The 23304-nt window shown below is 68.3% G+C and carries 20 protein-coding genes and 2 pseudogenes; 8 read left to right on the top strand and 14 right to left on the bottom strand.

All coding sequences use genetic code 11. The features are described 5' to 3' along the window. Positions 1–69 precede the first annotated feature (69 nt). The 7 genes and pseudogenes from D7316_RS26800 to sfnG form a co-directional block, all read right to left on the bottom strand. Positions 70–1155: an NAD(P)-dependent alcohol dehydrogenase gene (locus tag D7316_RS26800; RefSeq protein WP_124710962.1), complete on the bottom strand. Its 1086-nt coding sequence runs from the start codon at positions 1153–1155 to the stop codon at positions 70–72. Positions 1156–1159: 4 nt separating this feature from the next. Then, positions 1160–1645 carry a DUF4334 domain-containing protein gene (locus D7316_RS26795; protein WP_124710961.1) on the bottom strand — a complete coding sequence of 162 codons (486 nt, stop codon included), beginning with the start codon at positions 1643–1645 and terminating at the stop codon, positions 1160–1162. 109 nt (positions 1646–1754) lie between these two features. Beyond that, complete coding sequence (locus D7316_RS26790; protein WP_124710960.1) at positions 1755–2651, bottom strand: lysophospholipid acyltransferase family protein; 897 nt, start codon at positions 2649–2651, stop codon at positions 1755–1757. Further along, positions 2648–3451 (bottom strand): GNAT family N-acetyltransferase, encoded by an 804-nt coding sequence (locus D7316_RS26785; protein WP_232017100.1) that lies wholly within the window; start codon positions 3449–3451, stop codon positions 2648–2650. Before D7316_RS26785 ends, D7316_RS26790 begins: the two co-directional genes overlap by 4 nt. Before the next feature lie 255 nt (positions 3452–3706). Further along, positions 3707–4662: pseudogene (locus D7316_RS26780) on the bottom strand (electron transfer flavoprotein subunit alpha/FixB family protein). A gap of 59 nt (positions 4663–4721) precedes the next feature. Beyond that, positions 4722–5507, bottom strand: a complete 786-nt coding sequence (locus D7316_RS26775) for an electron transfer flavoprotein subunit beta/FixA family protein (RefSeq protein ID WP_124710959.1) — start codon at positions 5505–5507, stop codon at positions 4722–4724. A gap of 193 nt (positions 5508–5700) precedes the next feature. Continuing rightward, positions 5701–6825 carry a dimethylsulfone monooxygenase SfnG gene (sfnG, locus tag D7316_RS26770; protein ID WP_124710958.1) on the bottom strand — a complete coding sequence of 375 codons (1125 nt, stop codon included), beginning with the start codon at positions 6823–6825 and terminating at the stop codon, positions 5701–5703. Between the two features lie 237 nt (positions 6826–7062). Here sfnG and D7316_RS26765 point away from each other — a divergent pair, with 237 nt between their 5' ends. The 4 genes from D7316_RS26765 to D7316_RS26750 all read left to right on the top strand — a co-directional run bounded on the left by D7316_RS26765 (position 7063) and on the right by D7316_RS26750 (position 11545). Continuing rightward, the gene (locus D7316_RS26765; RefSeq protein ID WP_124710957.1) at positions 7063–7857 is read left to right on the top strand and encodes a class I SAM-dependent methyltransferase; all 795 of its coding nucleotides are present in this window, start codon (positions 7063–7065) and stop codon (positions 7855–7857) included. A gap of 16 nt (positions 7858–7873) precedes the next feature. After that, positions 7874–9442 carry a 1,4-alpha-glucan branching protein domain-containing protein gene (locus tag D7316_RS26760; RefSeq protein WP_124710956.1) on the top strand — a complete coding sequence of 523 codons (1569 nt, stop codon included), beginning with the start codon at positions 7874–7876 and terminating at the stop codon, positions 9440–9442. A 118-nt stretch (positions 9443–9560) separates the two neighbouring features. Further along, positions 9561–10835 (top strand): glycosyltransferase family 4 protein, encoded by a 1275-nt coding sequence (locus tag D7316_RS26755; protein ID WP_124710955.1) that lies wholly within the window; start codon positions 9561–9563, stop codon positions 10833–10835. 41 nt (positions 10836–10876) lie between these two features. Further along, the gene (locus tag D7316_RS26750; protein WP_124710954.1) at positions 10877–11545 is read left to right on the top strand and encodes an AIM24 family protein; all 669 of its coding nucleotides are present in this window, start codon (positions 10877–10879) and stop codon (positions 11543–11545) included. 7 nt (positions 11546–11552) lie between these two features. Here the strand turns inward: D7316_RS26750 and D7316_RS26745 are convergent, their stop codons facing one another. Continuing rightward, a complete protein-coding gene (locus D7316_RS26745; RefSeq protein ID WP_124710953.1) occupies positions 11553–12311 on the bottom strand; it encodes an acyltransferase in 759 nt (252 codons plus the stop codon). Positions 12312–12406: 95 nt separating this feature from the next. Between D7316_RS26745 and D7316_RS26740 the strand changes: the two genes are divergently transcribed. Then, positions 12407–13744: an outer membrane protein assembly factor BamB family protein gene (locus D7316_RS26740; protein ID WP_124710952.1), complete on the top strand. Its 1338-nt coding sequence runs from the start codon at positions 12407–12409 to the stop codon at positions 13742–13744. Between the two features lie 76 nt (positions 13745–13820). Here D7316_RS26740 and D7316_RS26735 read toward each other — a convergent pair whose 3' ends face one another. Then, positions 13821–14798 (bottom strand): GlxA family transcriptional regulator, encoded by a 978-nt coding sequence (locus D7316_RS26735; protein WP_124710951.1) that lies wholly within the window; start codon positions 14796–14798, stop codon positions 13821–13823. Positions 14799–14851: 53 nt separating this feature from the next. Here D7316_RS26735 and D7316_RS26730 point away from each other — a divergent pair, with 53 nt between their 5' ends. Further along, entirely contained in the window at positions 14852–16177 is a 1326-nt protein-coding gene (locus tag D7316_RS26730) for an MFS transporter (RefSeq protein WP_124710950.1), read from the top strand. On the opposite strand, the gene D7316_RS26725 is transcribed toward D7316_RS26730, so the two are convergent. The 3 genes from D7316_RS26725 to D7316_RS26715 all read right to left on the bottom strand — a co-directional run bounded on the left by D7316_RS26725 (position 16097) and on the right by D7316_RS26715 (position 19257). Further along, positions 16097–17308, bottom strand: coding sequence for a class I SAM-dependent methyltransferase (locus D7316_RS26725; protein WP_124710949.1), 1212 nt, complete (start codon positions 17306–17308; stop codon positions 16097–16099). The two genes, D7316_RS26730 and D7316_RS26725, sit on opposite strands and share 81 nt — an antisense overlap. A 115-nt stretch (positions 17309–17423) precedes the next feature. Further along, positions 17424–18395: a class I SAM-dependent methyltransferase gene (locus D7316_RS26720; RefSeq protein ID WP_124710948.1), complete on the bottom strand. Its 972-nt coding sequence runs from the start codon at positions 18393–18395 to the stop codon at positions 17424–17426. 73 nt (positions 18396–18468) lie between these two features. Beyond that, the gene (locus tag D7316_RS26715) at positions 18469–19257 is read right to left on the bottom strand and encodes an enoyl-CoA hydratase/isomerase family protein (protein ID WP_124710947.1); all 789 of its coding nucleotides are present in this window, start codon (positions 19255–19257) and stop codon (positions 18469–18471) included. Between the two features lie 57 nt (positions 19258–19314). Here D7316_RS26715 and ligD point away from each other — a divergent pair. Beyond that, a pseudogene (gene ligD / locus D7316_RS26710) lies at positions 19315–20345 on the top strand (non-homologous end-joining DNA ligase). A gap of 74 nt (positions 20346–20419) precedes the next feature. On the opposite strand, the gene D7316_RS26705 reads toward ligD, so the two are convergent. Both D7316_RS26705 and D7316_RS26700 read right to left on the bottom strand, forming a co-directional pair. Beyond that, a complete protein-coding gene (locus D7316_RS26705) occupies positions 20420–21241 on the bottom strand; it encodes an NUDIX hydrolase (RefSeq protein ID WP_124710946.1) in 822 nt (273 codons plus the stop codon). A gap of 66 nt (positions 21242–21307) precedes the next feature. Next, positions 21308–22138: an ABC transporter ATP-binding protein gene (locus D7316_RS26700; protein ID WP_124711605.1), complete on the bottom strand. Its 831-nt coding sequence runs from the start codon at positions 22136–22138 to the stop codon at positions 21308–21310. Between the two features lie 154 nt (positions 22139–22292). Here D7316_RS26700 and D7316_RS26695 point away from each other — a divergent pair, with 154 nt between their 5' ends. Next, the gene (locus D7316_RS26695; RefSeq protein WP_124710945.1) at positions 22293–23288 is read left to right on the top strand and encodes an LLM class flavin-dependent oxidoreductase; all 996 of its coding nucleotides are present in this window, start codon (positions 22293–22295) and stop codon (positions 23286–23288) included. Positions 23289–23304 lie beyond the last annotated feature (16 nt).

The raw sequence follows: 23304 nt of genomic DNA, 5'->3' as shown, positions 1-23304 counted from the left end.
TCTTTGCAAGGATAAACGCGTCAGGACCGCCGACCAATTCCCGCCTGATCGGGACGGGGATCCGGCCGATCAGGCGTCGAACACCAGCACCGGTTTCACCGTGGCCCCGGAGATCGAGTCGGCCGCAGCCCGCTCGATGTCCGCGAACGGATAGACCTCGATCAGGTTGTCGATCGGCAGTTCGCCCGCCGAGTAGAGCGCCGCGAGCTCCGGGATGATCTCGCCCGGCACGACGTCACCCTCGATGACACCGCGGATCGTCAGGCCCTTGTAGAGGACCTGCATCACATCGAACTCGAGGCGGCGACCGATGCCGACGAGTGCGATGCCACCACGCGGCTCGGCGGCCGCGACTGCCGCGGCGAACACATCCTGGCGCGCGGTGGTGTCGACGGCATGGTCGGTGCCGCGGCCATGGCAGGAGGTGACCGCCGCCGCGACGTCGCCGACCTCGGTCGGGTCGACGGTGCCGATCGCGCCCAGTCCGTCGGCGAGCGTGCGACGGCTCTCGATCGGATCGACGGCCACCACCCGCGCGCCCGCGCGAACCGCAGCCATCACCGCGCAGAGACCGACGCTGCCGGCGCCGTAGACCGTCACGGTCGAGTCCGGTGCGGGCCGCAGCACCCGGGTGATGGTGCCGTACCCGGTCTGCACGCCGCACCCGAGCGGCGCGGCGATGTGCGGTGGGAGATTTTCCGGAACGGCGATCGCGTTGTCCGCGTGGGCGATCGCATACGTCGCGAAGCTCGACTGCCCGAAGAACCCGCCGAACACCGGGTCGCCGTCGCGGGTGAGGGTCGGCGACCCGTCCGCTCGCCCGGCGGTGTTGAGTCCGGTGCTGCAGTACGCGGGATGCCCATCGGCGCACTGCACGCACGTACCGCAGCTGCGGAACGTGAGGCAGACCGTCTGTCCCGGGGCGAGGCCGGTGACACCCGGGCCGACCGCCTCGACGACGCCGGCGCCCTCGTGGCCGAACACCTGCGGCATCCGGCGTTCAGGCCAGGTGGCCTTCATCCCCAGATCGGTGTGGCAGATCCCGACGGCCCGCATGCGGACCAGGATTTCGCCCGCCCGCGGGGCGTCGATGTGGACCGGCACGACCTCGAAGGGTCCGCCCGGCGTCGTGACGACGGCGGCGTCGATCCGCACGCGGCTAGACCCGTTCGAGCAGGAAGTAGAGGTACCGGCCGTCGACGACCGCCGCCTTGCCGTTCATGATCCCCATGACGGTCGTGTCGTCGACCCGCTTGAAGTGATCGATGACCGCCTGGCCGTCGTAGACCATCGACGCGGTCACCTCACCACGGAATTCCACCGCCCAGAGACTCGCCTCGCCCTTGCCGAGTTTCGTGTTGGAGAACAGCTCACCGTCGGCGTTCCGGCAGATCAGCGGCTGCACGTCGTTGCGGGAGGTGAAGGTCTTGCCGAACCAGCCGGCCTTGGCGAGCATCCCGTTCACCGGGTGCCCGGTGACGAACTCGTCGCCCTTCCAGGCGCCCAGCATCTCCTCGGGCCGGATGGTGTCCAGCGCGGCCCAGACGGCGTCGAGCTCGGCGTCGTCGACGAGTCCGGTGACCGACCGGAGTTCGGTGAATCGGGCTTGGGCCTCGGCTCGGGACAGGGCCGGTGCGGAAGTCATGACGGCGACGCCTCCTGATGTCGGATCACGTTGGCCGGGACGGATGCCCGGTCACCGACACAACATATATGAGATATGTGGACGCGTCATCATCGCCCGGGCGGCGAGGTCAGGCGGCGACGAGCCGTTCGCACCGGGCGGCCAGGCTGCGCCGATCGGTATCGGGGAGTTGCATCTCGTGCACACGGATCTCCACCGTGATGCCGCGGGCCCGCAACACGCGGCGCAACGTGTCCAGTGGCGTGTCGTCGCCGATGAAACTCGCTGCGGTGGTGGCTGATCCGTCTTCCCCGACGAATCGGAGCCGGACCGGGGTGACCGGCACACCGGCGTCGATCGCAGCCTGGAAGAACGCCGGCCGGAATCGGCCAGCCTCACGTCCGCACCAGGTGGTGCCCTCGGGGAAGACCGCGACCGAGGTGTCCCGATGGAGATGGGACACGGCGCTCTGCACGGTGGCCGGAAGCCCGCGCAGAGATGCCCGGTCGATGGTGATGACGCCGAGGCGCCGGGCCAGAGCCGAGATCACCGGCATCGTGGCGACGTCGGACTTCGCGACGAAGTGGGCCGGGCTGACCACCGCGAGCGCGAGGATGTCCAGGTAGGAGATGTGGTTGGCGACGATCAGCCCCCGCGCGGTCCCCGCGAACGGCCGGCGATCGTCGACCGAGATCGCGACGCCGATCGCCGACAACAACCCGCGGGCCGCGCGACCCAGATAGCGGCGCCGGATCATGCGGGGCGCCATCACGACCAGCGGACCCGTCAGCACCAGCACCAGCACCACCGCAGCGAGGCCGACCGTCCGCACGACCACGCGGAGACCGCCGGCGATGTCGACGTCGTCGGACTGCCGACACCCGGTCCCGCACACACTTTCCGGGTACCACGCGTGACGGGCCGGGATCGACGGCACCGGCAGCACGGTCGGCCGGCTCGGAGCGGCCGCGAGTGCTGCCGGGGCCGGCGTCGACACGAATCCGTCGGTCGCGATCGCGGCGGTCATCGGTGTCCGTCCACCGCGAGTCGCGTCACCGCGGCCTGCAGCCGTTCGAGATATCGGCGGTTGCCGCGCTCGCGATCGAGCACGGTGACGAAGTCACCGACGTCGAACACGTCGTCGACCGCGGGTTCGCCACAGACTCTGGCGCCCATACGCAGGTATCCACGCAACAGACCGGGCATCGGCGCCTTGTCCGGCGGTTCGATGTCGTCGAGCACTCGACCGTCGACCATCGCCCGGGCGTGTGGATACACCTGCCACGGCGCCTGATGATGATCGCGTAGTTCGTCGCGCACCCCGCGCAGGGTGGCGCCGCGGGGGCCGGGTCCATCGATGGGGACCGAGACACAGCCGACGAGGTAGCGGCAGTCGGCCTCGTCGAGGTACTGCAGCAGGGCGGCCCACATCAGTGCCGTGGTCGACCCCTGCCGGTGGGCGGACGCGACCACCGCCCGACCCATTTCGACTGTCGCCGAACGTATCCCGTCCAGCTCTGCCACCTCGAACTCGGTGCTCGTGTACCACCCGCCGGCGGCGACGGCCCGTGCCGGCGGAAGCAGCCGCGCGCAGCCGATGATCCCGTCGTCGACGTGGCGGACGACGAGATGTTCGCAGAACTCGTCGAACCTGTCGGCGTCGAGGTGGGTGTCCGCGTCGCCGATGGTGTCCGCGAACCCGGGTTCGTCGGCGAACACCCGATAGCGCAGCCGCTGGATCTCGGCGACGTCGTGGGGGTCGTCGGTGAGTTCGACCGTTGTCGGACCGGCGCGCAGGATGGGTCGCGGAGCGACGGGAGATGTCACCGGGGCGAGCGAAGCGACGGGAGATGTCACCGGGGCGAGCGAAGCGACAGGAGATGTCACCGGGGCAAGCGAAGCGACGGGAAGTCGGACTGTCATGCCCTGATGACAGCCACTCCGGGCGACACGACGACCACGACGACGTGACGTGTCGGTGCTCATGCGGTGAACGTCCACAGACGCCGATGACCCCCGGACACGTCGGCGTGCGACGCGACCCGGGGGTCATCGGATGGTGGGGCGCCCAGGCGCCCTACCTCACTTGCGCTTCTTGACCTCTTCGGTCAGCTGCGGCGCGACGTTGAACAGGTCGCCCACGATGCCGAAGTCGGCGATCTCGAAGATCGGCGCTTCTTCGTCCTTGTTGACCGCGATGATGGTCTTCGAGGTCTGCATGCCCGCGCGGTGCTGGATCGCACCCGAGATGCCCAGGGCGATGTAGAGCTGCGGCGAGACGGTCTTGCCGGTCTGACCGACCTGGAACTGACCGGGGTAGTAACCCGAGTCGACCGCTGCACGCGATGCACCGACGGCGGCACCGAGCGAGTCGGCGAGTTCCTCGACCACGGAGAACTTGTCGGCGCTGCCGACACCGCGTCCACCGGACACGACGATCGATGCCTCGGTGAGTTCGGGACGGTCGCCACCGACGTTCGGCTCGACCTTGGTGATCTTCACCGCACCCTCGGCCTGGGCCGGGACCTCGACGTCGACGCGCTCGCCGGCGCCGGCCTGCGGGCGGCCTCGACGCCACCCGGGCGCACCGAGAACACGGGGGTGTCGCCCTTGGCGACGGCGTCGACGGTGAACGCGCCACCGAAGATGGAGTGGATGCCCACGGCACCGTCCTTGACGTCGATCACGTCGGCGAGCACACCCGAGCCCAGGCGCACGCCGAGGCGTCCGGCGATCTCCTTGCCGTCCGCGGTCGCGGCGACGAGGATGCCGGCGGGCGACGCCTGCTCGGCGATCGCCGACAGGACGTCGACCTGCGGGCTGATGAGGTAAGACCCCGCATCGTCGGACTCGGCGACGTAGATCTTCTCCGCGCCGGCCTCCTTCAGACCGTCGATGATGCCGTCCGCCGACCCCGGTGCCCCGACGACGACCGCCGACGGGCTGCCCAGTGCGCGGGCCGCGGTGATGAGTTCGCTGGTGACCTTCTTCAGGGCGCCTTCGGCGTCCTGCTCCACGAGCACAAGTACTTCAGCCATGTTTCTTCTATCTCCTGAATGTCTCTGATTTCGCCGGTTGCTGTCTGTGCCCGCGAGGACTAGATGATCTTCTGCGACACCAGGTACTCGGCGACCTTGGTGCCACCGTCGCCCTCGTCGGTGACGCGCTCACCGGCGGTCTTCGGCGGCTTCGGGTTGGAAGCGGTCACCTGGGTGCCCGCGTTCTCCAGCCCCACATCGGTCGGCTCGACGTCGATCTCGGCCAGCGTGAGGACCTGAACTTCCTTCTTCTTGGCGGCCATGATGCCCTTGAAGGACGGGAAGCGGGGCTCGTTGATCTTCTCGTTGACACTGACGATGGCCGGCAGCGCGGCCTCGACGTGGAAGATGCCGTCGTCGGTCTCGCGCTCACCCTTGAGGGTCTCGCCCTCCAGGGACAGTTTGCGCAGGTGCGTCAGGTGCGGGAGCTCGAGGTACTCGGCGATCATCGCGGGAATGGCACCGACGCGACCGTCGGTGGCCTCGTTGCCGGCGATGACCAGCTCGACACCCTCGACGGTGCCCAGTGCACGCGCCAGCACGTATGAGGTCTGCACCGCATCCGAGCCGTGCAGCAAGTCGTCCTTGATGTGGATCGCCTTGTCGGCGCCCATCGACAGCGCCTTGCGGATCGCCTCGGTCGCGCGCTCGGGACCGGCGGTCAGCACGGTCACCTCGCCGCCGTCGGCCTCCTTGATCTTCAGGGCCTCCTCGACCGCGCGCTCGTTGATCTCGTCGAGAACGGCGTCGGCGGCCTCGCGGTCCAGGGTGTAATCACCATCGGACAGCTTGCGCTCGGACCACGTATCGGGAACCTGCTTGATCAGAACGACAATGTTTGTCATGGGTCTGCGTCGACCTCCTGCGTCGGTGTAAGCACCTTACCGACAAGTAAGTTGCTCTCGGTCTCCCCTACTTTAGCGTCTGCCATCTCGGCACAAAACATCGACTACCTCACATAACGCCGCACAGACGCACCGTGGCCCATCGCGTTGTCAGCGATGGGCCACGGTTGGCGGGGTGGTCGGTCGACCAGATTCAGACACCGACCAGCGTGTGGTCGGCCGAGCGCTCGCTCGCCTCGATCTCGCGGACGAGCGGGAGGACCTTCTCACCGAAATACTCGATCTCCTCCTGGAAATGCAGGAATCCGCCGAGGATGAGGTCGACGCCGCGTTTGCGATACGCCGCGATCCGCTCGGCGATCTGCTCCGGTGTCCCGATCAGCCCCGTACGGAACCCGTCGTTGTACTGAACGAGATCCTCGAACGTGGAATCGGCCCACATCCCGGTCTTGTCCGCGGTCGAATTTCCGGCCTGCTGGACCGCGCTGCGGAATCCCTCGACGGCCGGCTTGTTGGCCTTCTCGACGATCTCGCGCAAGGTGTCGCGGGCCTCCTTCTCGGTGTCCCGGGCGATGATGAATCCGTTCAGACCGACCTTCACCTCACGGCCGACCTCGCGCGCCGAGGCACGGACGTCGACGATCTGCTCGGTGACGCCGTCGAAGTCCTTGCCGTTGGAGAAGTACCAGTCCGAATAGCGGCCACCGTTGCGACGCGCGGCCAGCGAGTTTCCGCCCTGGAACAACTCGGGATTCGGGCGATCGACCGTGTTCAGCGGCTTCGGCTTCAGCGTGAAGTCGTGGATACGGTAGAAGTCGCCGCGGAAATCGACGTCGTCCTCGGTCCAGATCTTCCGCAGGACCTGGAGGAACTCCGCGCTGCGGCGATACCGCTCGTCGTGCTCGAGCCACGGCTCTCCGAGGTGCGTGAACTCGTCCTTGAACCAGCCGCTCACCACGTTGACCGCGAATCGGCCACCGGAGAGCTGGTCGGCGGTGGCGCCGAGTTTGGCCAGCACCGCCGGCTGCCAGAGGCCGGGGTGAACGGCCGCGATCACCTTCAGCCGTTGGGTGGCGAGCAACAGGGCGAGGCTGAAACTCGTTGACTCGTGCTGGAACTCGGCACCATAGCTGGCTTCATAGCGAACCTGCGACAGCGCGTACTCGAAGCCGTTGTTCTCCGCGGTCTGGGCAAGTTTGACGTTGTAGTCGTAATCCCAGCTGGTCCGCTGTTCGATGTCACTGGTCACGAGCCCGCCGCTGACGTTGGGCACCCAGTAGGCGAACGTGATCTCGTCGGATACCGATTCGGTGGTCATGGCGCTGGCGTGTCCTCTCGAATGCGGGCGCGAATCACCCACAACTCTTGTGCGTCAATGGAACTGAAACTTGTCGGGTACCCGTCGCGGGCATGGTCCATCCCCCGAGTCCATGGCAACACCCCGCTGTGAGCAGGGTCAACGAAAGGTTCACCGTGATCGAAACGATGGACTCCCGAACCGGGACCCGGGTCCTCGCGTCCGATGGCCCGGAGCACAGGCACTAGTCTCCTGGGGATGACCGAGTCACACGAGACGCTCCAGGTGAGCGCGGCGCAGGCGCAGCTGGCGCTGACCGGCGAGCGGACCGTTCCGGGCATCCCGGAGGAGAACTACTGGTTCCGACGTCACGAGGTCGCCTACGAGCGCATCCTCGAGCGATGCGCCGGGCTCGACGTCCTCGAGGCCGGCTCGGGTGAGGGTTACGGGGCAGCCATGCTGGCGACCGTCGCACAGTCGGTGACCTGTGTCGATTATGACGAGAGCGCAGTCGAGCACACGCGTCGGCGTTATCCCGGTCTCATCGTCCGCCAGGGCAATCTGATCGACCTCCCCCTGGCCGACGGGTCCGTCGAAGTGGTGGTGAACTTCCAGGTCATCGAGCACCTGTGGGATCAGCCCGCGTTCATCGCCGAGTGCCGTCGCGTGCTGCGTCCGGGCGGGGTCCTGCTGATCTCGACGCCGAACCGCATCACCTTCTCCCCCGGTCGCGACACCCCGCTCAATCCGTTCCACACCCGCGAACTCGACGCGGGCGAACTCAACGAACTGCTGGTCGACGGCGGTTTCGAGATGTCGGCGATGCTGGGCGTCTTTCACGGCGCCCGCCTGACCGAGCTCGACGTCACGTGGGGCGGTTCGATCATCGACGCCCAGATCGATCGCGCACTGGCGGGCGAACCGTGGCCCGCCGACCTGGCCGCCGACGTCGCGCGTGTCGGCACCGGTGATTTCGACATCCGCGACGCGTCCGAGGACGGTGTCGACATCGACGCGAGCCTCGACCTCGTCGCGATCGCCGTACGGCCCTGAACCGGAGACCCGCGCCGTGACCGTCTCCTCGAAGTCCGCTCACTCCGGAGATCCCGTGCCGGGCCAGTTCACCCTGGTCCTGCATTCCCACCTGCCGTGGCTGGCCAATCACGGACGTTGGCCGGTGGGCGAGGAGTGGCTCTACCAGTCCTGGGCGGCGTCCTACCTACCGGTCTTCGCGATGCTGCGCCGCCTGGCCGCCGACGGTGCGCGCGATCAGGTGTCGTTCGGCATCACGCCGGTGCTCGCCGCGCAGCTCGACGACCCGCACTGCGCCGCATCGATGTACGAATGGCTGGCCGACTGGCAGCTGCGCGCGGTCGAGGCCGCGGTCGCGCCGGATGCGGATCGCCGCACCCTCGGCAACCGCGAATACCGCGTCGCGGGTGAGGCGCTCGCCGAGTTCGAGGCCCACTGGCGACACGGCGGCAGTCCACTGATCCGGACGCTCGCGTCGTCGGGGGTCCTGGAGATTCTCGGCGGCCCGTTGGCGCACCCGTTCGCGCCACTGCTCGACCCCCGCCTGCGACGGTTCTCGTTGGGTGAAGGCCTCGCCGACGCCCGCTCACGATGGGCCCTCGACCCCGCGGGCATCTGGGCGCCGGAATGCGCGTTCGCCCCGGGAATGGAGATCGAGTACGCCGATGCCGGCGTCGGGCATTTCATGGTCGACGGACCCACCCTCAAGGGCGACACGGCGCTGGGCCGTACGGTCGGCGACACCGACGTCGTCGCGTTCGGTCGTGACCTCGCGGTGAGCTACCGGGTCTGGTCGCCGAAGTCCGGATATCCGGGCCACTCGGCCTACCGCGACTTCCACACCTACGACCACCTCACCGGCCTCAAACCGGCGAGGGTGACCGGGCGCAACGTGGCGTCCGGGGACAAGAAGCCGTACGACCCCGCCCGCGCAGACGCGGTGATCGATCGCCATGTCGACGATTTCGTCGGGCAGGTGCGCAACCGGCTCATCGACGAGTCCGCTCGCCTCGGCCGGCCGGCGCTCGTGGTCGCCGCGTTCGACACCGAACTGTTCGGCCACTGGTGGCACGAGGGTCCGGTGTGGCTCGAACGCGTCCTACGACGACTACCCGAGGCCGGTGTCCGGGTGGGCACGCTCGCCACGGCGCGTCGCGACGGCTTCGTCGGTGCGCCGGTCGACCTGCCGCCGTCCTCCTGGGGGTCCGGCAAGGACTGGCGGGTGTGGAACGGACCGCAGGTCGAGCATCTCGTCCGGCTCAACGCCGAGGTCTCGGAGACCGCCCTGGGCGCGATCGACAAGTTGATCGCGCCGGGCGGTGGGCGGCACCGCATCGCCGATCAGATCCTCCGGGAGACCTTGATGACGGTGGCCTCGGACTGGCCGTTCATGGTCTCCAAGGACACCGCCGCCCATTACGCTGTCGAACGGGCGCACAAACATGCGCACGCGACCAGGGAGATCTGCGACGCCGCACTGCGGGGACGCACCGACCAGGCGGACACCCTCGCGGCCAACTGGGCGCGGGCCGACAATCTGTTCGCCGGGCTCGATGCGAGACGGTTGTCCGCGATCACCGTGCACGGACGTCGGGGTGGGCGATGAACTTCGCGATTGACCGCGATCACCGTGCACGGACGTCGGGGTGGGCGATGAACTTCGCGATTGACCGCGATCGATCCACCTGGTCGCCGATGGCGATGACTGCGACGGGGGTTGGCAGATGAAGGTCATGATCGTCTCGTGGGAGTACCCACCGGTCGTGGTCGGCGGTCTCGGTCGGCACGTCCACCATCTCGCCACCGAACTCGTCGCGCAGGGCCACGACATCGTTGTGCTGACCCGCAGGCCCACCGGTACCGACGCGGTCAGCCACCCAACCACCGACTCTCGCGTCGACGGGGTGCGGATCGTTGCCGTCGCGGAGGATCCACCGGAGTTCGAGTTCGGCCACGACATGATGGCCTGGACGTTGGCGATGGGCCATTCTTTCGTCCGCGCTGGTCTGAAAGTCATTGGTGGCGAGCGCAACTCACCCGAGTCGAGTGCGTGGGTGCCGGACGTCGTGCACGCACACGACTGGCTCGTCGCACATCCGGCCATCACGTTGGCCGAGTTCTTCGACGTGCCGTTGGTCTCCACGATCCACGCGACCGAGGCCGGCCGACACAGCGGTTGGGTCAGCGGCCGCACCAATCGGCAGGTGCATTCCGTCGAGTGGTGGCTCGCGAGTGAATCGGATTCGCTCATCACGTGTTCGGCATCGATGCGCGACGAGGTCACCCGACTCTTCGGCCCCGACATCCCCGACGTCTCCGTGATCCACAACGGCATCGACATCCGGACCTGGCCGTTCGCTCCCCGCCGGACCCGCTCGGCACCGGCGGAACTGATGTTCGCCGGACGCCTCGAATACGAGAAGGGCGTCCAGGATCTGCTCGCTGCCCTGCCCCGCATCCGCCGCAGCCACCCCGGCACGACGCTGACCATCGCCGGCACCGGTACCCAGCAGGACTGGCTGATCGAGCAGGCACGGCGGCATCGTGTGACCAAGGCGGTCCGGTTCCTCGGTGCGGTCGACCACGAGGGCCTGGTGGCGCTCATGCACCGCTGTGCGGCCATCGTGCTGCCCAGTCGCTACGAGCCCTTCGGCATCGTCGCGCTCGAGGCCGCCGCCACGGGTGCCCCGTTGGTCGTCTCGACGGCCGGCGGTCTGGGCGAAGCGGTCACCGAGGCGACCACCGGTCTCACCTTCGCGCCCGGTGACGTCGCCGGACTCGCGACCGCGGTGCGCGCCGCCCTCGGCGACCCCGCCGCCTCGGCCACGCGGGCGGTCCGGGCACGCGAACGGCTCACCGAGGAATTCTCCTGGGGTGAGGTCGCCGAACGCACCGCGGGTGTCTACCTCGCCGCGAAGCGTCGCGTCCGTCATCCGATCGGCCGACCGCACATCCCGGAACGGCCCCTGCCGGAACGAGATCCGGGACAATCGGACTGACGCGGCAGTCAGGCCGCCCTGCCGAGCGAGGAGTCGACACAGTGCGCAGCCCCATATTCGATCAGGCCAACCACGAGAAGCAGAGCACGGCACGCTGGACGGCGCAGTCGAGCAAGATGCTGCGTGTCGGGTTCGGTCCCGAGGCGTTGGCCGCCAAGGGCGCGATGGTCGCCTATCAGGGACAGTTCGAGTTCGCCCACGAAGGTTCGGGCAGCGTCTCGAACTTCCTGAAGAAGGCGATCAGCAACGAGGGCGGCCGATTGATGCGCGTCCGCGGTCAGGGCGAGGTGTTCTTCGCGCGCCGCAACAGCGACGTCTTCACCATCGACCTCGAGGGTGACTCGATCACCATCAACACGTCCAGCCTGCTGGCCTTCGATGCGGCCCTGCAGTGGAAGATCACCTCGATCGGCAACGCCGGCATGCTCGCGGGTGGCCTGTTCAACCTGACCCTGACCGGCAACGGCACGGTCGGGATCACCAGCGACGGCCCGCCGATGCTCCTCGACTGCTCGGTCCAGCCCACCTTCGTCGATCCGCAGGCCGCGGTGTGCTGGTCGTCCTCGCTGACACCCGGGATAAAGAACGACTTCACGATGGGCTCACTGATCGGCCGTGGTTCCGGCGAGTCGTTCCAACTCGCGTTCCACGGGCCGGGCTTCGTGGTGGTGCAACCCAGCGAGGGGTTTTCGCTGGGTGGACCCTCGTGATGCCCGGTCAGACCTGATCGCGCGCCTGCTGCGCAGCCGCCTTCTTGCGTTCGATGTCGGCCAGGGCCCGCTCCAGTTCGGCACGTTCGGCCGCGTTGTCCGCCCAGAGGTCCTTGCGGTTCTTGACGACCCGCGCCGGAGCGCCGACCGCGATCGAGAAGTCGGGGATCACCCCACGGACCACTGCATGCGATCCGAGCACACATCCGCGTCCGACGGCGGTGTTGCGTAGTACCGACACCTTTGCGGCGACCCAGGTGTCCGGGCCGATGCGGACCGGGCCCTTGACGATGCCCTGATCCTTGATGGGCAATGTGATGTCGTCCATCTTGTGGTCGAAGTCGCAGATGTAGCACCAATCGGCGACGAGGACCGACCCGCCGATCTCGAGATCGAGGTACGAATTGACCACGTTGTTGCAGCCGAAGACGGTCTTGTCGCCGATCTTGAGGCTGCCCTCGTGGCATCGGATGGAGTTGCCGTCACCGATGTGGACCCATCGTCCGATCTCCATCCGCGACATCTGCGGCGTCGCGTGGATCTCGACGTCGCGGCCGAGGAAGACCATGCCACGCAGCACCACGTGCGGGTTGGCCAGTCGGAACCGGGCCAGCCGGTAGTAGCGGACCAGGTACCACGGGGTGTAGGCCCGGTTGCGCACGACCCACCGCAGCGAGTCACGCGTCAGGAAGCGTGCCTGTGCCGGATCACGCCGACGGCCCGCTCGCCAGCGCGAACGATACGAGGCATTCCACATCGTGGTCATGACGACAAACCCTAATGGACCCGAATTCCCGGCACGATAGGCTCTCTGCTGGCACGTCGAACGACGAGGCGGATCTCGATCAGAACAGGAGCACGATGGCTGTGTCAGGCCGTGGACGTGAGGTCTCCCGTCGGGTGCCGACGTCGGTCGCGGCGATCGTCGTGACCGTTCTCGCCGTGGTGGTCTCCGCGTGTTCCGACGGTCACATCGACGTCCGGTCGGTGGCCAGTGCGGGGTGGTCGAGCTACGGCGGCAACGCCGCCAACTCGAACTTCGCCTATCCCGCCGTGCCCGACGATCTCGCACTCAGCTGGACCCGCCCGACCGGCGGACCGGTGACCGCGCCCGTGACGCTGTCCAACCAGGCCAACGTCGGCGTCACCTCCAGCGCGGCGAGCGGCTGCAACGTCCTCGTCCTCGATGCGCGCAACGGCCGCAAGAACTTCTGCAAGCGGATGCGTGCCGGCGTCGAGGTCAATTCCCTGCTCGTCGATCAGTTCGATCAGCCCTCGATCGGCGAGGAGACCACGTTCCTGGCATTCAACGCGGGCGGCGCCATCCGCTGGCGGATGCCGGTCGTCGGGGTGCCGCTGTCGGCGAAGTTCGCCGCCCCCAGCGAGGTCCTGGTGACCACGACACAGGGTCAGCTGCTCCTCATCAACACCCAGACCGACAACTTCACCGCGCCCGAGGTGCGGTTGCGCGCGGACGCGAGCCCCGACGACCCGATGTACGGGTTCGGCGACTGTGTGACCAACGGTCCGCGGTGCGCGATCCCGGCGCCCGCCGCCGTGGACGCCGACCACGAACGCTTCTTCCTGAACTTCTGGCCGCAGGGTGCGATCGCCTCCCAGATCCGCGGTATGGGCTACGCGAAGGACGCCGACGGCGCCCGCACGATCCACGAGATCTGGCACGCCGACGTGCCCGGCGGTGTGGTCGGGCCACCGACGCTGTCGGCCGACGGCTCGACGGTCTACACCTTCAGTCGCCTCGGCCAGATCGTGGCACTCGACGCGGCGACCGGCAAGACGCGGTGGACCCATGACAACGGCGGGTACGGGTTCGCCACGATGAGCGTCTCTCCCGACGGTTTGATCATTCCGACGGGAGTGCTCGGCGCTCCCCTGACACTGCTGCGCGACAAGGGCGACCACGCCGAAACAGTATGGCAGCGCACGGATCTGGCCGTGGTGAGCCTCTCGACGCTGACCGACCAGAAGACGGCGTGGACGGTCGTGCGCGATGCCGGCAAGGACTCGTTGTCGCTGACCGAGGTGTCCACCGACGACGGGGCGACGAAACGCAGCCTGCCACTGCCGGAATCGGTCGGATTCGCGACCGGCGTGTCGGTGTCCCCCTCGGGTCAGATCGCGACCGCCACCAACATCGGCAAGGTCTACTTCTTCGACAGCAAGGCCGAGATCGACTGACCGGCAGCGGCCGCCGGCCCGGGACGGCCACGGAGCCGCGGCAGTGCGGCCACCGCGTCGTCAGTGATCGAGGCCGTCACCCGGCGAACGTCTTGCGGTACGACGACGGCGACATCCCGAGGCCTCGTCGGAGGTGGTGCCGTAGGTTGTCCGCGGTGCCCAGACCGGCCCGCTCGGCGACGACGTCCACCGGCAGCGTGCCGGACTCGAGCAGTTCACGCGCACGATCGACCCGGCGCTCCCGCACCCACACACCCGGCGAGACCCCGGTCTCCTCGCGGAACCGGCGACTGAACGTCCGCGAACTCATCCGCGCATGCGCGGCCAATTGCGTGACGGTGAGCGGTTCGGTGAGATTCGCCGATGCCCAGGCTCTCGTTGCCGCGGTGCTCCGATCATCCGACGCCGGCACGTGGTGCTCGATGAACTGTGCCTGGCCGCCCTCGCGCCATGGCGGGACGACGCAATGACGGGCAGTCCGGTTCGCCACCGCTGCACCATGATCCGACCGGATCATGTGTAGGCACAAATCGATGCCGGCGGCGAGCCCCGCCGAGGTGAGGACGTCCCCGTCGTCGACGAACAGCACGGACTCATCGAGGTCGACCTTCGGGAAGAGACGCCGGAAGTCCTCGGCGTAGCGCCAGTGTGTGGTCGCGCGACGACCGTCGAGCAGCCCGGTTGCGGCGAGCACGAACGCACCCGTGCAGATGGACACCATCCGGGTTCCCGGCCGGATGGTGGACAACGCGCGGGCCACCGCTCCGGGCATGATCCCTTCGGTGCGCACCGGTTCCAGCCGCGTACCGGGGATCACCACCGTGTCGGCCGCGGCCAGCGCCTCAGGTCCGGCGGCCGCCACGAACTGGTAATCCGAGGTCGACGCGATGGGACCGGGCTCCACCGCACACGTGGTGACGTCGTAGAGCGGCTCCCCGTTCTCGTCGCCGGCCTGACCGAAGAGTAGCGACGGAATGGTCGCGTCGAAGCCGACGATCGGGGCGAGCCACAGGACGGCGACCCGATGACGCGGCTTGGCAGGATTTTCATGCATATTGTCGATTATGCCACTGGCAGGGCGATGCCGAGTTCGGGAATCGTGATCGCATGAGCACACGACTGTCGATCGGCCGCCTGCACTGGGCATGGCTCGTGGCCGCGGCGAGCTTCGTCGCGATCATCGGAGCCGCGGGTTTCCGCGCCGTGCCGAGCGTGATGATGGATCCCCTGCACATGGAGTTCGGCTGGTCCCACGCGATGGTCGGCGCGGCGATGTCGATCAACATGGTGCTGTTCGGGGTGACCGCGCCCTTCGCCGCGGCGCTGATGGACCGGTTCGGCATCCGGCCGGTGCTCACCGGCGCACTCCTGCTGATCGCCGCAGGCACGGGCCTCGGCGTGTTCATGACCGCGAGCTGGCAGCTGCTGGTGCTGTGGGGAGTGCTGGTCGGCCTCGGGACCGGGTCCATCTCGATGGGGTTCGTCGCCACCGTGTCGACGCGATGGTTCGTCGCACGACGAGGACTGGTCACCGGTGTGCTGACCGCGGCCAGCGCCACCGGTCAGCTGATCTTCCTACCACTGGTCGCTCACATCACCGACCGCTTCGGCTGGCGATGGGCATCGATCGTGGTGACGGTGGCCGCACTCGCCGTCATCCCACTGGTCCTGCTGATGATTCGGGACCGCCCGCGCGATGTGGGCACCACCGCCTACGGTGCACCGGCCGGGGCCGTCGACGACGATGTTCCCAACGGCAGTTTCGGAGCGGCCGCCCGCGGACTCGTCCGGGGTGCGCGGGTGCCGGCGTTCTGGTTGCTGGCAGGCAGTTTCGCGATCTGCGGGATGACGACGAACGGCCTGATCGGCACCCATTTCATCCCGGCGGCCCGTGATCACGGCATGCCGACCACGGTCGCCGCGTCCCTACTGGCGACGATCGGGATCTTCGACGTCGCGGGAACCATCTTCTCTGGGTGGCTCACCGACCGTGTCGACGCCCGACTGCTGCTGGTCGTCTACTACCTCGGACGCGGCGCGTCCCTGGTCCTCCTGCCCATGCTGCTCTCGCCGCACGCCGAGCCGAGCACCTGGGTGTTCATCATCTTCTACGGCCTCGACTGGGTGGCGACCGTGCCACCCACCATCGCGATCTGCCGTGAGTACTTCGGCGCGGCGACCCCGGTGGTCTTCGGTTGGGTGTTCGCGGCCCATCAGCTCGGTGCCGCGGTGGCCGCGTTCGGTGCCGGCTACATCCGTGACGCGCAGGGCGGCTATGACAACGCATTCCACGTGGCGGCCGCGCTGTGTGTGGTCGCCGCAATCCTCTGCGCCGTGATCCGGCGGCGGCCCTCAGAACCGGACGCCGGGCGCGCAGACGAAGCCGACACCCTTCCGGCCGATCCGGGTGAGTACGAGCGCCAGGGATCGTGACCCCTTCGGCTTGAGCCGCTTTCGCAGTCGATCCGGGTCGACGTCGAGTCCGCGGACGAGAATCTCGAGCGCGCCGCAGTCGTGGGATGCGAGGCGTCTGCGGAGCTCCTTCTCGGTGACCCCGGTCGCCTCGAGCACGCGGAACCCTCGCTCGCCGTCGGGGACGGTATCGCCGGTCAGGTACGCAATCTGCGGATCGAGCTGCCAGAGACCGTGACGCCGTGCGTAATTGCGCACCAGCCCGGCCCGCACCACCGCGCCGTCCGGGTCGACCAGCCAGTCACCGACCTCCCCGACCGCCACATCGTCGGCGTCGTGGTCGGTCACCTCGAACGAACGCACGGTTCCATCCGGTTGCGATCGCAGGACCGTGGCGCGCCTGCCGGGTTCGCCGTCGCGCTCGGTCCACAGGCAGGCCTCCCGCACCGATCCGTCGAGCGAGGTCATCTGCACCTGCCCGGCGAAGCCGAAGCGGTCGCGGAGCATCCGATAGTCCAGTCCGGGCGCACTCTTCACGGCGAGCGGCCGGCCGGCATAGGTGGTGAGCACGTCGAGCAGCGGGGGCGTCAGTTGATCGAGCCGGAACACCCGGCCCGTCCCGGACCTGCGGGCGGGATCGGCGAGCACCACGTCTGCCGTGGAGACCGGCGTCAGTGCGTCGGCGGCGACAAAGGTCGCGCGTCCGCCGGTGACGTCGAGGTTGTGCCGGGCCATGGCGAGCCGGACACGGTCGAGGTCGCTACCGATGACACCCCGGATACCAGCGGCGCGGGACAGTTCGATCACCTCTGCGCCGATCGAACAGGTGACGTCGTGCACCACCGCGCCCGGGTGGCGCGCGGCGATCTCGGCCGCCCGGTGGGCAGCGACCGGGGATGCCGTCGACTGCTGCAACGCGTCGTCACCGAACAGCATGTCGTCGGCATCGCGCAGTTTCGCGCGACCCCGGCGACGACACAACACGGTCTCCACCACGGCGGCGTCGCGCTCCGGGTACCGCCTGCGCAATTCACCCAGATCCGCCAGCATCGATGACGGCGACAGGTCCAGCATCGATGCGGTCTCGAGAGCTTTCGCACCGTGCCGCGAGCGCAGGAAGGCGACGTCGTCGATCGTGAAGGTGTACCCCATCAACGCTCATCTTCCCGGGTGATCGCAACACTCATCGGTGCGGGCGCCACCGTCGCGGCCCGCTGCGGCGCCCGACCGCACCGCGCCGCTCACCGCACCGGTGCGCGGCGTGGTCTCACGGCTTGGTGCCGGTGACGATCGCGTTGTAGAAGAACTTCTGCGGCACCACTTTTCGCAAGACCTTCTCGTCCAGCCAGGACAGCTGCTTCCAGCCGTTGAAGGCGAAGCGCGCCCATCCCCAGCCGAGCTTCTCCGGCGGGACGGCAGCCTCGAAGGTACGGACGGGCCAACCGAGCATCGCCGCCGCCAGCTCCTCGGTCGCCGTCTCGACCCGGGTCGCACCTGCGGCGCGGGCCATCCGCTCGAGGTCCGCGGGATCGAAGGTGTGGATGTCGACGACGGCCTCGAGCGCTGCGGCCCGCGACGATTCGTCCAACTCCTCCTGCGGCCGTCGCCAGGACTGCAGCGGACCGAGTTTGGTGATGTTCGTGGTGGCGGCCCACGTCGCGCGGCTCATCCACCGGGCGTAGAAATCGCCGATGGTGGTCGGTTCACCGGCGAACACGAAGCGACCACCCGGCCTGAGGACGCGCAACACCTCGCGCAGCGCCTGCTCGACGTCCGGGATGTGGTGCAGCACAGCGTGTCCGACGACGAGGTCGAAAGTGTTGTCGTCATACGGGATCTTCTCCGCGTCGGCGACGCGACCGTCGACGTCGAGGCCCAGATTCTCCGCGTTGCGCAACGCGACCTTGACCATTCCCGGCGAGAGGTCGGTGACCGAGCCCTTCTCCGCCACTCCGGATTGCATGAGATTGAGCAGGAAGAATCCTGTGCCGCAACCGAGTTCCATGGCACGCCCGTACGGCAGCGGCTGGTCGGCGGCCACCGCATCGAACCGTCCACGCGCGTAGTCGATGCAGCGCTCGTCGTAGGAGATCGACCACTTGTCGTCGTAGGTCTCCGCCTCCCAGTCGTGATAGAGCACCTGCGCCAACTTGGTGTCCTCCAACGCCGCCTTCACCTGCTCCTCGGTGGCGTGCGGATTCGGTTCGGGATCGGTTCCCGGCGTCACGTTCGTGGTCATCTCTCGGCTACTTCCTCGTGTCTCGGGTATCGCAGTCGGGTATCGCGGTGGGATATCTCGGGGAGTCGGTGGATCACTTGCCGGTGAACTCGGCCTTCCCCGGCCCGTTCTCGACGAAGGACGTCATCCCGATGACCCGGTCCTCGGTCGCGAACAGTGCCGCGAACAGCTGCTCCTCGATCTTGAGGCCGGTCGTCAGGTCCACCCCGAGCCCCTGGTCGACGGCCTTCTTGCCTGCCGCGAGCGCGATGGTCGCGGCGTTGCGGAACTGTCCGGCCCAGGTCAGTGCTGCGTCGTAGACGTCGTCGGGGGCGACGACCTCGTCGACGAGCCCGATCGCGAGTGCCTCCTCGGCGCCGACGAACCGTCCGGTGAAGATCAGGTCCTTGGCCTTCGACGGACCCACCAGACGGGCGAGGCGCTGGGTGCCGCCACCTCCGGGGATGACGCCGAGCAGGATCTCGGGTACGCCCAACTTGGCGTTGTCACCGGCGATCCGACGGTCCGCGCCGAGCGCCACCTCGAGCCCGCCGCCCAGCGCGTACCCGGTGATCGCCGCGACGGTGGGCTTGGGGATGTCGGCGATGGACCCGAGCGCGGACTGCAGACGGCCCGCGACCTTGCTCATCTCCGCGTACGTCATGTCGTTCATCTCTTTGATGTCGGCGCCCGCGGCGAGCACCTTCGGGCCGCCGTAGACCACGACGGCCTTGATGTCGTCGCGACGAGTCGCCTCCTCGGCGGCCGCGGCCAGCTCGCTCTGCACCTGCCGGTTCAGCGCGTTCATCGGCGGACGGTTGAGCAGGATGGTGCCCACGCCGGGATGATCATCAGATGTCTCGAGGGTGACGAACTCAGCCATGGTCGAAGGCTACCGTTTGCCGGCACCGACAGGATCTCCAGGCCATAGAGTTGACGCATGGCGACGGCCTCGAATGCGGCGGGTGAACCGATCGAACTGCAGGTCGGCGAACGGGTGGTGCGGTTGTCCAGCCCCGACCGGGTCTACTTCGCCGAACGCGGGGAGACGAAACGGGAGTTGGCCGAGTACTACCTCTCGGTCGGCGACGGCATCGTCCGGGCGCTCCGTGATCGACCCTGCATGCTGCACCGGTTCCCGAAGGGCGTGAGCGGCAAGAAGGTGCACCAGAAGCGGATCCCCGCGGGTGCGCCCGACTGGCTGGAGACGGTCGAGCTCTGGTTCCCGCGGTTCGGCCGTACCGCGGACGAACTGTGCGTGACCGAGCTGGCGAGCGTGATCTGGGCGGTGCAGATGTCGACGGTGGAGTTCCACCCGTGGAACTCGCGACGCGACGACACCGAGTCGCCCGACGAGTGGCGCATCGACCTCGACCCGATGCCGGACTGTCCGTTCTCCCGAATCCAGCGCGTCGCTCACGTCGTCGAGGAGGTCCTCGACGAACTCGGCATGCGCGGCTTCCCCAAGACCTCGGGCGGCCGCGGACTGCACATCTACGTGCGGATAGCCCCGAGTGGGGCTTTCCGCAGGTCCGACGTGCCGCGCTGGCGTTCGCGCGGGAGGTCGAGCGGCGGGCCCCCGACGACGTCACCACGACCTGGTGGCGGAAGGACCGCGACCCCGCGGCAGTGTTCGTCGACTACAACCAGAACACCCGCGATCACACGATGGCGTCGGCGTACTCGGTGCGCGGCAACCCGCGCGGCACGGTGTCGGCACCGATCCGGTGGTCCGAGATCGACGATGTCGGCCCCGACGACTTCACCATCGCGACGATGCCCGCACGTTTCGCCGATCTCGGCGACCTGCACGCCGAGATCGACGACGTCGCCTACCGGCTGGATACCCTCCTGGAGTGGGCCGACCGTGAGGACATCGAGGTCGAGGACGAGGAGCCGGCGAGCCGGGACACCTCGGGCGAGGACGTGGTGGATCTCGATGCCGCGGAGGTCACCGATACGGGTCGATGATCTCCCGCAGCTCGACACCGCGCCGGCCGAGCGCCAGGAGGCGGGCTCGACCGCTGCCGGTGACATGCACGCGGTCAGCGACTGAGGCCGGGCACCTCTCGGTCACCCGCGACCGCGAAATACCGATCCGATCCCGCGAACTTCAGGCCGGCCAGGCCGGCACCCGGGGTGACCGACGGCTCGATCGGCTCGACGGTGCGTTCGGCGGCGAGCAGATCGGCAACACTGGCGAAGTCGGCGAGGTGGGTCAACTGCGCCCAGGTGGGTGGCAGCAGGATGTGTTCCGCCGCGACCCAGGCGTCGAGCGCGGCCTGCGGTCGAGCCCAGCGGGCCACCTCGGCCTCGCTGGTCTCGTCGTCGGCGGTCTGTCCCTCCGGCAGGGCGGCCAGAAAGAATCGGGTGTCGTAGCGGCGTTTCTCGATGATCGGGGTGATCCAGTGGGCCAGTGGCCGCAGCAGATCGGCGCGCAGTGTCATCTCCTCGGTGCGCAGGAACTCCGCGAGGGACAGGGATTTGTCCACGAGCGCGCCGCGCTGCGTCGCAAATGCCCCGGGGTCGGACACCGTGCCGTCGGAACGGGTGGCCAGCAGCACACCGCATTCCTCGAATGTCTCCCGCACCGCGGCGCAGACCAGCGCCTGCGCGGTCTTGTCGTCGGTGTGGAACCAGTCCGCCCACCGACCGGGATCGGGTCCGGTCCAGCCGATGTCGGCCTCCGCGTCGCGCGAGTCGACACCGCCGCCGGGGAAGACGGTGACCCCGCCGGCGAACGCCATCTGCCGGACCCTGCGCTGCAGGAAGACCTCGATCCCGTCGGCCGTGTCGCGGACGAGGACCACGGTCGCCGCATCGCGCAACGGCGCCGGCTCGGATGCCGGGTTGTTCGCTGGGGTCATGCCACACCTCCTGTCCCCGAGCGATCCGGCGGATCGTCGGGCCGCTCTGACAGTAACGCGCGGGGGTCAGCCGCCTGCGCGCCGATGCCCGCCTGCCCGGCGGGTGCGTCGAGCGAAATACCGGCCGTCGACCCGGCTCAAGGTGATCTGCTGGCGGAACGCCGACGACAGGTTCTGGCTGGTGAGAACGTCGTCGAGAAGTCCCTGCGCGACCACCGCACCCTCCGACAGGAGCATCGCATGGGTGAAGCCGTCGGGGATCTCCTCGACGTGGTGGGTGATCAGCACCATCGCGGGGGCCTCCGGATCGGACGCGAGCCGACTCAGCCGCGCCACCAGCTCCTCCCGACCACCCAGGTCGAGCCCGGCCGCCGGCTCGTCGAGCAGCAGCAGTTCCGGATCGGTCATCAGCGCCCGCGAGATCAGCACGCGTTTGCGTTCGCCCTCCGAGAGCGTGCCGAACGCCCGGTCCGCCAGATGTTCGGCACCCATCGACTCAAGGGATTCGACGGCCTGCGCGCGGTCCACGTCGTCGTAGGCCTCGCGCCATCGCCCGATCACCGAGTACCCCGCGGAGATCACCACGTCGGTGACGATCTCGTCGGCCGGTACCCGCTCGGCGAGTGCGGCGCTCGACACCCCGATCCGGGTGGAGAGTTCTCGGACCTCCACCTTGCCGAGCTGCTCGTTCAGCACGTACGCCGATCCCGAGGTCGGATGGACCTGGGCCGCTGCGAGGCGCATCAGCGACGTCTTACCGGCGCCGTTGGGACCGATCACCACCCAACGTTCATCGAGTTCGACCTGCCACGACACCGGGCCCACCAGGGTGTTGCCCCCACGGACCAGCGTCACGTCCCGGAAGTCGACCAACAGGTCCGGATCGGATTCGTACACCTCGTCGTCGTCGGTCACGTCTGTCACTCCCCTATCGTGCCCTACGTCGGTGCACGTTGCGGACAGCCATGCGACACATGGTCGGCGACAAGGGAATACGCCGGGCCGGAATACCGGCCGGAATACACCGGAGCGCCAGCGCCTTGACCAAGGCATGAGTGTTGAGCTATCCATCCTCGACCTGGCACAGGTCGGTCCGGGCGAGACCGTCCGGGACAGCTTCGTCGCGAGCGTCGACATGGCGCAGCGCGCGGAGCGCTGGGGCTTCCGGCGCATCTGGTACGCCGAGCACCACAACATGTCGTCCATCGCGTCGGCCGCGCCCGCCGTGCTCATCGCGCACGTGGCCGCGCACACCGAGTCGATCCGGCTCGGTGCCGGCGGCGTCATGCTCCCGAACCACTCGCCGCTGGCCATCGCCGAACAGTTCGGCACGCTGGCCGAGCTGTACCCCGGTCGTATCGACCTGGGCCTCGGGCGTGCGCCCGGCGGCGACCAGCAGACCTTCGCCGCACTGCGGCGGACGATGGCATCCGCCGATCGATTCCCCTCAGACGTCCTCGAATTGCAGGGGTATCTGCGTGGTCAGTCGCGTGTCGAGGGCGTGGCGGCCACACCCGGCGCCGGGACCGACGTCCCGCTCTACATCCTCGGGTCGTCCTTGTTCGGCGCACAACTCGCCGCTGCGCTCGGCCTGCCCTACGCGTTCGCGTCGCACTTCGCACCTCAGGCGCTCGAAGAGGCGGTCGCGGTGTACCGACGCGAGTTCCAGCCCTCCGAACAACTCGAGTCGCCCTACGTCATCGCGGGCGTGTGCGCCATCGCCGACGACGACGAGGCGGTCGCGCAGGAACAGCTCCGCAAGGCCAAGCGACATCGGGTGAATGCGCTCTTCGGCCGCGGACGGAAGTTCACCGACGAGGAGGCCGACATGATCCTCGACATGCCCCAGGGCCGCCAGATCGACTCGATGATGACCTATGCGGGTGTCGGTACCCCGACGCAGGTGATCGATTACCTCGACTGGTTCGCCGGCCACGCCCAGGCAGACGAGCTCATCGTCGCGTCGATCGCGCCCGATCGTGACATCTGGCGGAACACGTTGGGCCACATCGCACCCGCGCGGTCGCTCTCGACCGCCACCGACTGAGACCGTACGGCCTCGA

This window comes from Gordonia insulae, assembly GCF_003855095.1.
GTDB classification, from domain to species: Bacteria; Actinomycetota; Actinomycetes; order Mycobacteriales; family Mycobacteriaceae; genus Gordonia; species Gordonia insulae.
Note: the sequence above shows the minus strand (reverse complement) of the source record. Positions and strands in the feature narration are given on the sequence as shown.